Below are 11,890 nucleotides of genomic sequence, written 5' to 3'. Positions count from 1 at the left end.
CGGGAAGTCCACTAGCTCATTGCTTGCGGGATCGGGGCTCCTGCCGTAATCCAATCTGACAGCAGCTGGATATCGGCCTGCGCCATCACCCCCTGCATGGGCCCTGTCCCAATGATCGCAACCAGAAACATGCTGCGATCGGGCTCGCCCGGAATGATCCAGCCGCCGCGGATAAGCGCGGCCATCAAATCCAGCGGTATGTCGAACAGCGATTTCAGTGATACTGGCCTGCCGTTGACGTCGGGAAGTACGAGGTCGTCATGCGCGCGTCTGGCGCGGGGGGCGAAACGCTTGATCAACTCCGCGACCTGCGCGCCGAGGACGTCGGGAGTTGCGCGCGCTGGGCGGACGATCATGCCAGTTGTCGGCTGGCCGTCGACAAGAATGCGGTACACGAAATGGCCCGTGCCGGCATCCACGCCGTCATCGGTCTTAAAATTCCAGGAGAAGGTGCGCGCGCCCGATTGTGGCGTGCGTTCGTCCGTCACGACCTTCACCAGCGTCTGCCTGGGATCGAAGATCGTGATCGCCAGATGCCTTGCGTCTTGAGGGACCTGGGCGGTGATGTCGAGCGTATCCCACGCCTTTGGAATCGGCGGCTCCGCGATCCGCGGCGCGGCCGCCAATGCGGCCAGCGCGGCGCCTTCCGCCGCGATGCATTGATAAATCGTTCCGCCGGAAGCGTAAGCGACGATCGGTTCCGTCTTGGTAAAACGAAAGCGATTGAGGAAACGGCCGACGCCGTTGGCGTCGAACCATGTCGCGCCGCCATCAATCGTCCCACTGGTCGTACCATCTGGATTGCCTGACGTGAAGCCGTGGCCCCACCCGCCGACCCATCCGACCTTCTCATTAATGAAGCCGATCCCCTCCAACTCCACGTTCCGCTGCGGATCGGTGATCGGGATTCGCTTCCAACTCTGGCCGCCGTCAGTCGTCTTCAGAATTGCGGCTGCAGTGTCGTTCTCCAAAGACACAAACCCGACTTGCGGAGTCAGGAACTGGATCTTCCAGCCCCATTCGCCGGTCGGGAAGTCGATCCCGGAATTCTGCAGCTTGTTTTCCCAGGTCTTGCCACCGTCAGCGGTGAACATGATCACGGGCTTCAACTTGTCGTAGGTGGTCCCGCCGTTGCCGCCGACCACCCAGCCATGCAGATCGTCCACAAAATAAGTATCGATCAGAAGATTGGCGTGCGCCGCCATAGAGATCGAATTCCAGGTTTGGCCGCCGTCTGTCGTGTGCATAATCGCGGCTTCCCGATTCGGATATTGCGTCCCAGAAGCAAAGACGACTCCCTTCGAGGGCGAGGAGATCCCGCAGATTGCGCTGGGCAGTGGCGGCAGGCTAGCGGTTATGTCGACCCAGGTCTTGCCGTCCTCCGTCTTCCACAGGCGCTGCCGCCGCGTGATCGAGCCGACCCAACCGTCGGTCGCGCTCGTAAAACTCATGCAGCGGAGCCAAGTATCGGCATCGACCGTGTGCTGGACCGTCCAAGTCGTGCCAGCGTCTTCGGTATGCACGATCTGGCCAGCACTGTTCACACCCCACCCGATCTGCGGGCTGATGAACCAGATATCGTCGTAGCGTGTCTGGACTGGAGCCGTCGTGGGATGCCAATTGAAAGCCATGGGTCTTCCCCCCGGCAAAAACAAAACTGCGCGAGCCAACCGGAAACATCAGCATTCTATGCAATCAGGCAACTCTAATACAATTCCAGGATGCAATCAAATCACTTCATCTTAAGCGCGCATTTGCCGCAGCCCTCGCGGCTTGCTTCGCCCTGCGTGGGGCTTTTCGCAGCCTTACGGCGCAATTCAGGCGGTTCTGCGCGGCGGTAACAGCCTTCCTCTGATTGCGTTCGACCTCGATCACTTCAAGCAGATCAACGGTCGCTTCGCCGGCATGGTCGTAGCGCTACGCTGAGCGGGAGAAGGAGCACACCTCTTTCACGGCAATAATTAAGCCTAATCCATCATGCCTTAGCGGCTTGCCGGCACGGTCACGAGATTGACGTGCCGGATTTCGCTCGGCTGCGGTGGACGCGCCGCGGCACCGCTTTGTACGATCTGCAGGCGCAATCGCAACCGCCCCTCTACAAGAGCCGACCGTGGTACAGGAATCGTGGCGGTCTCGCCGCGGGGCGCATTCGGAATGCCAAGTGATCTGACTGTGCCGAGGAGTTTACCTTGCTCGGTCATAACCTCCAGGCGGGCGCCGCGCGGCATCGGCCCGGTCACGAGCTGAATTTCGACCGCTTCATCGGCCGCTAGCGGGTGCAGCGCCTGCAATTCGATCACGCCGCTCTCCTGCCCAATCAGCGGGCTCGCAAGCAGCACGCTGGCGCAGATCAAAAGCACTCCGGTCGGCAAGCCAGTTCGCATCCGGTCGTCAGTCTGTCCTAATTCGGATGGCGCTGACAAGTGGTGCGGGCGCTGCGGCTGCAGTCGGAGCCGCCGCGGGACGAGGCGGAGCCCCGATCGGCACGACACGCACATCGAGCGGAACGGTTGCCCCCGTGGCGGCCGAAGCCAGCGAATCCGGCAGCGGCACCGTGAACGTGGCCGGGCCGTGATGAGGATGGCCGAAGACGGTGATCGCGCCGGCCGCAACCGGTGCGCTGCCCGGACCGGCGGACACCAGCACGCGAAAGCGGCGGCCGGCGTCGTCATGACCGAGGTTCAGGGTGACCTCCACGACGGGGTTGCTGTCCGCGGAAGCACTCGATGCCAGCGCAGCCGCCGGCACGTCGGCGATACCGCCGGCTGCGGTCCCCGCCCCGACCGCTGCGGAAGTCATCCGGGCGGAAAATACCTGCGGAGAAGCCTCGGCCACCGGGCCCGGCGCAGGCACCTGATCGTCGCCCGAACCCGGCGAATAGTCGTAGTCGAACAGCACAGTCGCGGCGTAGTCGCCGGCCTTGGTTTGCGAGACCGGCTCGCCCTTTGCATTGCTGAAGAACAGGAACTTCTCGTCGGACCAGGCGGTGAGATCGGCGCCCTGCGGAAGGATTGGACGTCCCAACGCAGTCTGCCGGCGCGTCCAGACCGTCCAGAGCCGATCCAGATTGCCATGGTGCAGGAAGAAGATGGGGTCCACCGGGGAGTACATGGAGATCATGAACGCAACGCCGCCGCCGCCCATCGCGCCATGCACGTTGTCGTGAGGGCCGCTCTCGAGAATGCCCTTGATGCTGCCACCGCTATGGTTGGCAGCCTTCGCACTCTGGAAGCCAGCCGGAGCACCGGTAGCTCCGCTGCCGGCAAACTGCGACGTCCTCAACGCGCTGCGTATAGTGCTCATCCCGACTGACAATTTCGTGTTGGAATCGAGATCCGGATTGGTCGCCGTCAGACCTCGTGCACTCGGCTGGTCGAAGAACACTTGCGGCAAGACCTGCCAGAAATCACCCGGCGTGGTGAATGGAAACGGCCGGAGCGCCAGCAGCTCCTTCTGTGCCGACGAAAATGATGCGTAGAGCGCCGTGATGGCCGGTTCGAAGGCCGTCTTGAATTTCTGGAACGTCGGGATGAACGCGCCATTGTTGGGATCGAGCACGTCGTCGAACATCGCCGGCGGCACGCGCGGCGTCTTGGTCCAGTCCCAATAGGGCAAGGCGAATTCCGGATCGCCGGAGAGATCGCGCAGCGTCACCTCCAGCCAGCCGAGATAGGCGCGATGCCAGCCCAGAAACCACCAATTGCCGTGCGGGCAGTCGAGGAGATGAACGATCGCGTTACGATACCAGTTCCGCGGATCGGTCGGAGGCAAGGCCAGCATTTTCTTGATCCCTGCCTTGTAGCTGGCAAGAACACGCGGAGGCATCGCCGGGTCGGTGATCTCCCAGCGGCGGAATTTTGGCGTCTGGGCCGAGGCGACGGACGGAAAAGCCTGCGATACCGCGAGCGCGGCCCCTGCTGCCAGCAGATCGCGGCGAGTCGGAGAAGGACGAGCGGCACGGATCATAGTTTTCTCCAATCCATTTGGCGTTTCGTCGCGCTTAGTGATTGTGATGTGCCGCCGCGATCCCACCCGTCCCGTCGGGAATACCGATACGGACGTTCTGCATCATGCCCTGGTCCTCGTGATCCAGTATATGGCAATGCAAGACGAAGTCTCCGATGTAGCGGCGATAGCGGGTGTACACGTAGGCGGTGTAGCCTTGGCGGATGAACAGCGTGTCTTTCCACACGCCCTTCAGGTTGGCATATTGGGGCTCGTCGGCATCGCCGCTCACGCTCACATCCTGGCCGGTGGAGTCTTTGATGATCTTGGCGACCTGAAACGGATTGACGTGGATGTGGAACGGATGTCCGAACGCATTGACGGTGGATAATTTCCACTCCTCAATGCCGCCGAGCGGCAGCAACTGGTCAATGCGGTCCGGCTTGTAAGGCTTGCCGTTGATCTGGAAACCCGCCCCCCCGATCTCGAATTTGGCTTCCCGTTGCGGTGGCTTGATATCGTTGTCCGCAATCGCGGCGTGCGGGACGAATGAATCGAGGCGAAGGTCGTTGGTCAGATCGTTGCGCACCTTCTGGCGCGCGGACAGGGGCATGAAGCTGTCGGCAGCCGCGATGAGCTGCGCCTGGACATATGCCTTGGGATCGGCGACGGCGGCGCCCGCGGCAACGGATACTTTGCCGAGAAACTGACGGCTCTTCACCTGGCTGTTCACGGTGCTGGTGGCGGGCGCCGCTCCGTCGAGCACACAATACTCGCCGGCCTCCGGGAACACCACGAGCACGTCCTCGCGATAGCCCGGCTGAAGCGTGCTGGTGGAGCGCTCGACGACCTGCGAACGCGTCAACCCATCGGCGGCGAAGGCGAATTGCGGCAGCAGATCGTTGCCGGGACAGTTGCGCGTTACCCAGTCCTCCTGCTGTTGTGCCGCAATCACCGCATAGGGATCGGCGTCCGCCCGCATCTTCTTGAATTGCAGATTGACCGTATCCCTCACGCCGGCATGGACGACGCGCCAGCGCTCGATCGCACCGGCACGGGCGCCGGCAAAGGTCGGGATCACCTCACCATTGATGCTGGTGTAACGGCCGGACTTCCGCCACGTCGTCGGGCCGAACTGATCATAGCCCTCGATCCCACCGACATCCGTCGAGGCACAGATGTAGAGACCGTTGGCATCCTGCTTGATCTGCCCATTGGCATCCCGGCACGCGTACTGGATTTGCTGGAGCAGGATGACTCGTTCGCGGTACTTTGCTCCATCGCTATTGCGCAGCAAGGTATCGATGTCGCCATGACCATCCGGACCCGGCGGGCGGTTGCCCCGGACGATCAACGCGCCGGCCATGCCGCTCGACACCTGAAGCGCGGTCGATCCATGCCTGTGCGGATGATACCAGTATGTTCCCGCCGGATGATCCGGCGGCAAGTTGTACTCGTACTGAAAGCTAACGCCCTGATTGATACTCAGCAGCACGTTGTCGCTGTTGCCGGCGGGGCTGACCCACAGACCGTGCGCATGCAGGTTGGTCCGGTTAAAGCAGTTAGGATTGTTGACGTCCGGATCGGTCGGCGGGCATTGCGGGTCTGCGGGCAGCTTGTCGTTGTTCAGCGTGATCCGTACGGTCTCGCCGGGGTCGATCTCTATCGTCGGTGCGACGAACGGGACTTTCGGAGCCTCGACTTCCCGGACGTCGCGATACGAGCGCAATTTCACCGAGTCGTATTGATTGCGACCCGGATTATAGATCCTGGCGTCCGTGTATTGGATGTTCAGGTTGATCACCGCTTCTCCGCCGGCGACCGGCGCGGCTCGCGACGGCGCTCCCGCCGCCGTCGGCGCCGGCGCACCGACACGCGGCGATAGACGCTCGATATTGGCAACCGGGGGGTCGACGGCAATGCGCTCCGTGACCTGCCCCGATGCGATCCCGGTGCCGGCGAGTTGAGCAAATGCGAGCAGAAACGCGCCCTTGAAAATCCTGCTCAAGACGGCGGAGCAAGATGTCCTTCCAAAATCCGTCTTCGAGAAGAGAGCGTGCGATGATAGGCAGGCCGGCATGGCGCGATACCTCGAATGATCGGTCTGGTGCGAGCAATCCTTGAAGCCGGTGATCGTCGCGTCTAGGGCCGCTTCACCGCGATGAACGAGGCTACATAGCCTGCTGGGGCCCCATCATGCGGCTTCGCACGAATGACGCTGCCGACGAGCGCAGGCACCTGGTTGACGCCGGCCGGCCAGCGATAGTTGAGCTGGCCGCGATAGTCATATTCCCAATTTGCGGTGCCAGTGCCGGGACGCCCGAGACCCACGATCTCCACCGTGGGCACTCCCGTGGCGGGATCCTGCTTGACCGTGCCTTGCAGATCGAGCCCGCCACCCGGCCACTCGATCGCTCCCTTCAACGTGGTGCTCGTCGGGATCTCGAAGGTGAAGACGGCTTCGGCGAAAATCAGCGCCAGCGCCTTCTCTGCCGCCGTGTTCGGATCATCCGCGACCGGCGTCGGGTTGTTGTGAAAGCTTCGATAAGTCCATTTCCCCGCCAGGCTGCTCGCCGAATTTTCTTCTGAATGCGAGAAGGCTGGCAACAACACGAAAGAGAGCACCGCAATGGACGCGAACAGATGTCGACGCATATCACGCTCATAAAATTTAGAGTTGAAATGTCGACAATGTACTCCTCTGCTAGAACAACCGCAAGACGTCATTTTCGCGCATCAGCATCCGCGGCTTCAAGATCGGTTCGCCCGCAAATCCAGTTTCGCCTCTCCTTGATCGTCACATCCTGCATCGCCATCGGTTCCGCAGTCATGCAGGCGTGCGCCCATTGCATCTCCGGGCTGCCGAACTCAGGACGAACCAGCGTCCCCTCGATGTACCGACGAAATTCCCTGCTCTTGTCGGTTCGCCGACATCCTCGATTGCGCCCTGCCAGCACCGGCCCGCCGGAATCGCCCTGGCAAAAGGCGCTGATGACGGTCGCCCGGGCCAGGCTTGAACTTGTACTGGCCGCCGGCATCTTTCTGCAGTGGCACCGGCCAGGTCAGATTGAAACCACCGAGAGTGCCCTGGTCGGCGTTCGAGAAACCTTAGCCTGCGATCGTCGCGTCAGGAAGAAAGCCTCCTGCGCTCGCCAGGCGAGCCGTTTCGACCGGGTCGCAGGGTACGGCGAGGCCAGTTGCAGCAGTGCCAGGTCATCCGCGTAGTAGACATTGTTAGTCTTGGCGGAGCCGCCATAGCGGTCATAGACCATCGCGCGCGATAGCTTGCGCTCGCGTTCAGCCGCAGTCAGCGTGACGGCGTTGCCCGCGGTGATCCGGAGTTGGACGAGTTCGTCCGCGCCCATCATCAGGTCGGCACCCCGATTGGCGCCTCGCGTGCTCGTTATGGGTGCCAGATGCCCGGCGTGACCGCCGTGACTTCCGTCCTCGGTCGGCCAGGTAAACGTGCCCAGTTGTCCTACTTTGACCTCCCGTGAGCCTTGCCCGCCGTCAGGTAGCGTCGCCAAGATGTTGAAGCTAAAGCCGCCGTTCTTGCCGTCTGCGCCGACTTCCACGTCCGCAATAACGAGCCATGCCGCGGTGATCGCACCAGGAGCCGCCGGTGCGCCGGCTGCCGTGAGACTATGGAGCTGCGACCGAGCCGATTGCGGAAGCTTCAGATCGACGGCCACCGAGCTCGAACCGAGCTTCATCGGCCTCGCCGCGGCTAAGGTAGCCATGGTCGAATTGGCTGCTCGGCCCGTAGGAGGCATTGGCGGTTCGCTCTGGATGGTGGCTGCCGCAACGATTGCTGGCTGAAAGGCGGGAAGCGGCGTCTCTTCCTCGTAACGATATCCTAGCGAGCCCTGGCGATCCACAACCGCACTGGCGGTCTGCCTCATGTCTCGGCCTGATCGTACGTGAAGGTTTTTTTTGCTTCCAACGGGTATCATTCGGGTTGGTGTGCCCCGCCATTTTCGTCCAGACCGTCCAGAGCCTGTCGATATTGGCATGATGCACCCAAAAAACGGGATCTTTGGCCGACGCCCGGATATTGCCCATGTCTCCGCCGACCAGGTCGTGCACGGCTCCGTGCGGATCAAGTTCGAGCGGTACTGAGAAGCACTTCCGCCAATCCGCCGGCGACGCCGGCAACAGAGCTTTCTGTTCGAACGGAGACCGGGACAATGCGCCGCTGTTGATGCTGTCATTCGCCCTGGGATGTCTAAGTAGATTCGATGCGTCCGTGCCTTCAGTGAAGATCTGCGGCACGTCGTCATCCTCGTACCAATTCCAATAGGGCAGCTCGAATGCCGTCGTGGCGCCGGCCTCTCTTGAGCGGCGCGCTTGAGCGTCGCCTCAAAGAAAAAGAGAAACGGTCGATGCCAGGAGATGAAATGCTCCGCCACGGTACTCGGACGCAGCGGATTGGTCTTGAAGCGAGTGTGTTCGCACTGGTTGTACAGATTTCCTAGATTCCCCGGGTCGTCCATCGTGCCGTGGACCGCCGACCAATAGTACCACCCGAGGGGATCATCCCGATTTGCTTGTGAACGGGCCTTCATCTTGCCGACCCCGGCTCGTAAGGCGGCGACCTTCTGAGGATCCTGCGAGAACGACTTGATGTTTTGTCGCGTTCTCACGGCGCCGGTCTCCGCTCTAGCCGGTCCCGACGACGACTTGAGGAAGACCCATAAGCGCGGCGTAGGAGAGCAACGTCCTTCTAGTGAGAGTCACCTCGCCTCTCCTAAGGTTCGGGACGGTCAGTCCGGGCACCCTTGCGTGATCCAATCTTCGATAATCTTGATCTGATCATCCGGTATGAACGGCCCACCCTTGGGCATACGTAAAGCCGGGCCGGCAATACCTGCCCTTAGATCGACTATTAGATTCGTGGCTGCTCCATTTTGCCCGATAAGTTCGGGTTGAATGAGACGTTTTCCATGTCCTGACGCAGCGAGAAGGCTTTCTTTCGTGTCCCATTTGAAAGTCGCGCCGTGGTTTCCCAGTTGCGCCGGCCTACCCTTGGCTTGCACCCAAGCGGCCATGCCGGCTTCGAGAATTCCTTTCACTTGGTCGAAACCCATGTGCCCCTCCCGGCGTCACTTAGAGTCGACTACGAACTTAGAGAAGATGTGGCTGACGTTCAGCTTCTTAGCCTGCAAGATCACGCTTCCGCTGTTGTCCGTCACCGCCTGAGTATCGTGACAGCTGAAGCAGTTGACGAAGCTGTTCTGCGTAAAAGACTCCATGGCCAAACTGGAGAGTCCGTCTTCGCCAGCGACGATCGCTGCCGGGTTGTCCGTGTCCATTCCCGCGGGGTTTGCGATCGACATGTTTGTCTTGAATTGATCGGGCTTGTCCATCCAAATCGCACCGACGAGCCGATAATTGCGGCGTGCATCGTTTGGGGCGCTTTTCGCAAACAGCGCGGTCATGGATTTGTTGAGGTCTACGATATCGCCGTCCTCGTCCGTCCCCGTCCCAACAGATTTCGAACCCGGAAACATCCGGTAGATGGAAGTTTGAATTGGCTTCCCGCCCGTCGTAAAGGTCTGGGATTTCTCATCGAATGCGGCTGCCATCGCAGCTTCGGTGAGAAATTGATTGGCCGCAGATGCAATAGTCCCGCTTTTGTACAAGACAAAGTCCTGCGTGCTGATCGGACCATCGAGCCCTCCAGGTAAGCCGTTCTCAACCGATGGCTGGGCGGCGGCCGCCGGAGCGAGATCGCGAATGCCATTACCGTCGACGTGCTCGAATGTGGCCCAGACGAATTCAGGGTGCCCCTCGGGAATGAATACGACGTGGAGTGCGAGCAGAGCGACAGTCTCGGTTCGAGGTGGTGCGGTCTCATCGACAACCAATTTCGAGCCGTCGCGTTTCAACGTGGGCACGCTTGCCTCGGCGACTGTTATGTAATCAGCAGGCGGGTTGTTTTTCGGCACGACTCGCCAAGCCGATTTGAGCTCCACAGCTCCTTTCGGCAGCTCGAGTTCAGGGTCAGCACTCTGGACCGCAGCCTTCGTCGTCAGCTTCTTTGCCGACACGAATTCGGCGAACGTCTGATTGATGTGAATGGCGTAGAAGATCGGTTGGCCATCTTGATCAATCAGAAGGCCGGCGAAGCCGGCTTGGCGCACGCCTGCGTTTATCGAGCCCGGATCGTTCGGACCGGGAATTCGTACCGTCGCGACGTCGAAATTGTTGGAGCCTTTCAGGCCACGAGGCGCCACCGCCAGCAAATTCGGCCTCTTCGCCGCGAACTGAGGGGCGATCTGAGGCCCGAATACATCGCCGATCGTCGGATACGATAAGAACGCTGGATTTCCGTTCACGGGGCGAGCGGCAAAAAGGAAATTGTGCCAAGCCGGTTTGTAGAAGACGCAATCCGGCTCCGGATGTGGCGGCGGGCGATCAAAGGCGGGAGCCGGCGTATTTGGTAACCATTGCGACTCCGCAGGGCAGTCCGCGCAGCCGAGTGTGGGAAAGAGAAGGGCGAAGGCGATCGTCGCGGCCGCTCTCAAATTGATGAAACGAAATACGATAGTGTCCACGGAAAACCTCCGCGATGATTGCGTTGAATGATCTGTCCGAACCTCGAAGGCGTCTGAAACTGGCGCGTCAGAAATAATTGTCGATCCCGGCCAAACGTTAATGTGGTCAAACGGCATCTTGGGCCGGCAAACGAAATTCAAGCCTGGCAGTAAACCGAGGGTATCGACTGGCTGATTGTTACGTCTTTTTGCGGCAATTTGCAATTGTATTTTAGGGGGACTCATAATGTTGGCCAAGCGGAACGCTTAGCTATAGTTCGATATCGATGATGTCGCCGGCGAAACGTATCTCTCTTCAATGGAAGAGATTGGCGCACGAGTTGTGACCGAGGAGTTTCCCTGGCCTCAACGTCGAGGGGAGAGCCCGTCGAGACAGCTCGCTGTCGTTCGTCTCGCATGTCTTTCATGTCTTTCAAGCCTCAACAAGACGGCTATCTCCAAACAGGGCGGTTGTCGGGGCCTTTACATTTATAAGTTGTTGCGACATCCTTGCTTTAAGCAAGGGGGACAGGATGAAGAGTGTTCTGGCGTTGTGCGCCGCACTGGGTTTATGCGGTTGCGCGTTGCTGCCATTGGACGAGCGGCACGGCGCCGCGACGATCGAGACATTCAAGCAGAGCATCCAATGCGAGATCGCGGCCGTCGCCACTGACCCACGATTTGCACACTTTCAACTCTCGAAATGGCTGGTGAAGACGTCGTTGGATATGACGTTGATAGACACGTTGTCTGGAGATGCGAAGGCTACCGTTCCCATTCCGAATCCTACGCTGCCCAACATCTTTCCGGGTGGGTCGCTCAGCGGAAAGTTCACCCACACCGGCCACGTCGATTTCGCCGTCTCGATTCCGGAAGCCATCGCCATCTATGGCGACAAATGCCAAGGACCCGATCCCTCCCAGACCCATCTCGGTCTTGCAGCCTGGATAGCTGCCACTCTTGACCAAATCCGGCCCGAGAACCACGGTGGGCTGAGCTACACCGTCGACGTAGACGTAATCGCCAGCGTCGGGTCCCGTTTTGGATTCGTCTTCAGCATCGTCAATACAGTCGATTCCGGCGCCGGTTATCAGCGGGAAGGTGTGCATCATCTCGTCGTAACGATGTCGGAGCCGACACCGCCGTCAGGCCCGTTGGCCGTGCGGGTCGTTGGACCGGTACGCGTCGTCGACAGCAGGCCGGTTAGACAGCCCCAGCTACAGCCCGACGCATCGTCAGGTCAGCAAGGCGAGTTAACGCCGGAGCCTCCCCATGTCGCGAGCAAGCCACGGGTGCGACGCGCGCCACAACTGCCCTATCGCAATCCCGCTCTCGAAGATCCGAACTTGAACAGGATGCTCCAGCAACAGGCTCCGGTCAGGCTTGCCCCGGGGACCGTCTTACGATGA

Annotated in this window: 11 protein-coding genes; 1 reads left to right on the top strand and 10 read right to left on the bottom strand. The window is 60.5% G+C overall.

What is annotated here, in order from left to right:
• Nucleotides 1–11 precede the first annotated feature (11 nt).
• The 10 genes from XI04_RS03510 to XI04_RS03470 form a co-directional block, all read right to left on the bottom strand.
• Nucleotides 12–1,631: a WD40/YVTN/BNR-like repeat-containing protein gene (locus tag XI04_RS03510; RefSeq protein ID WP_271623448.1), complete on the bottom strand. Its 1,620-nt coding sequence runs from the start codon at nt 1,629–1,631 to the stop codon at nt 12–14.
• A 351-nt stretch (nt 1,632–1,982) separates the two neighbouring features.
• A complete protein-coding gene (locus XI04_RS03505) occupies nt 1,983–2,372 on the bottom strand; it encodes a hypothetical protein (protein WP_271623447.1) in 390 nt (129 codons plus the stop codon).
• A gap of 19 nt (nt 2,373–2,391) precedes the next feature.
• Entirely contained in the window at nt 2,392–3,966 is a 1,575-nt protein-coding gene (locus XI04_RS03500) for a tyrosinase family protein (RefSeq protein WP_271623446.1), read from the bottom strand.
• A 34-nt stretch (nt 3,967–4,000) separates the two neighbouring features.
• Nucleotides 4,001–5,953, bottom strand: coding sequence for a multicopper oxidase family protein (locus XI04_RS03495; protein WP_271623445.1), 1,953 nt, complete (start codon nt 5,951–5,953; stop codon nt 4,001–4,003).
• A 134-nt stretch (nt 5,954–6,087) separates the two neighbouring features.
• The gene (locus tag XI04_RS03490) at nt 6,088–6,600 is read right to left on the bottom strand and encodes a hypothetical protein (protein WP_271623444.1); all 513 of its coding nucleotides are present in this window, start codon (nt 6,598–6,600) and stop codon (nt 6,088–6,090) included.
• Nucleotides 6,601–6,668: 68 nt separating this feature from the next.
• The gene (locus XI04_RS03485) at nt 6,669–6,983 is read right to left on the bottom strand and encodes a hypothetical protein (protein WP_271623443.1); all 315 of its coding nucleotides are present in this window, start codon (nt 6,981–6,983) and stop codon (nt 6,669–6,671) included.
• Nucleotides 6,984–7,007: 24 nt separating this feature from the next.
• The gene (locus XI04_RS03480; protein WP_271623442.1) at nt 7,008–7,658 is read right to left on the bottom strand and encodes a hypothetical protein; all 651 of its coding nucleotides are present in this window, start codon (nt 7,656–7,658) and stop codon (nt 7,008–7,010) included.
• Nucleotides 7,588–8,217 (bottom strand): tyrosinase family protein, encoded by a 630-nt coding sequence (locus XI04_RS38755; protein ID WP_442869378.1) that lies wholly within the window; start codon nt 8,215–8,217, stop codon nt 7,588–7,590. The genes XI04_RS03480 and XI04_RS38755 overlap by 71 nt, the downstream gene beginning before the upstream one ends.
• A gap of 491 nt (nt 8,218–8,708) precedes the next feature.
• The gene (locus XI04_RS03475; RefSeq protein ID WP_271623441.1) at nt 8,709–9,032 is read right to left on the bottom strand and encodes a hypothetical protein; all 324 of its coding nucleotides are present in this window, start codon (nt 9,030–9,032) and stop codon (nt 8,709–8,711) included.
• A gap of 15 nt (nt 9,033–9,047) precedes the next feature.
• Nucleotides 9,048–10,502, bottom strand: a complete 1,455-nt coding sequence (locus tag XI04_RS03470; RefSeq protein WP_271623440.1) for a hypothetical protein — start codon at nt 10,500–10,502, stop codon at nt 9,048–9,050.
• Nucleotides 10,503–11,014: 512 nt separating this feature from the next.
• On the opposite strand from XI04_RS03470, the gene XI04_RS03465 reads away from it, so the two are divergent.
• Nucleotides 11,015–11,890, top strand: coding sequence for a hypothetical protein (locus XI04_RS03465; RefSeq protein WP_271623439.1), 876 nt, complete (start codon nt 11,015–11,017; stop codon nt 11,888–11,890).

Origin of the sequence: Bradyrhizobium sp. CCBAU 11430, assembly GCF_028128855.1 — a bacterium.
Taxonomy (GTDB): Bacteria; Pseudomonadota; Alphaproteobacteria; order Rhizobiales; family Xanthobacteraceae; genus Bradyrhizobium; species Bradyrhizobium ottawaense.
Note: the sequence above shows the minus strand (reverse complement) of the source record. Positions and strands in the feature narration are given on the sequence as shown.

Bases quoted from the DNA above. Each gene is read 5' to 3' on its own strand.
- XI04_RS03500 (WP_271623446.1), bottom strand. From the start codon at position 3,966: ATGATCCGTGCCGCTCGTCCTTCTCCGACTCGCCGCGATCTGCTGGCA.
- XI04_RS03490 (WP_271623444.1), bottom strand. From the start codon at position 6,600: ATGCGTCGACATCTGTTCGCGTCCATTGCGGTGCTCTCTTTCGTGTTG.
- XI04_RS03485 (WP_271623443.1), bottom strand. From the start codon at position 6,983: ATGCCGGCGGCCAGTACAAGTTCAAGCCTGGCCCGGGCGACCGTCATC.
- XI04_RS03510 (WP_271623448.1), bottom strand. From the start codon at position 1,631: ATGGCTTTCAATTGGCATCCCACGACGGCTCCAGTCCAGACACGCTAC.
- XI04_RS03475 (WP_271623441.1), bottom strand. From the start codon at position 9,032: ATGGGTTTCGACCAAGTGAAAGGAATTCTCGAAGCCGGCATGGCCGCT.
- XI04_RS03465 (WP_271623439.1), top strand. From the start codon at position 11,015: ATGAAGAGTGTTCTGGCGTTGTGCGCCGCACTGGGTTTATGCGGTTGC.
- XI04_RS03480 (WP_271623442.1), bottom strand. From the start codon at position 7,658: ATGAAGCTCGGTTCGAGCTCGGTGGCCGTCGATCTGAAGCTTCCGCAA.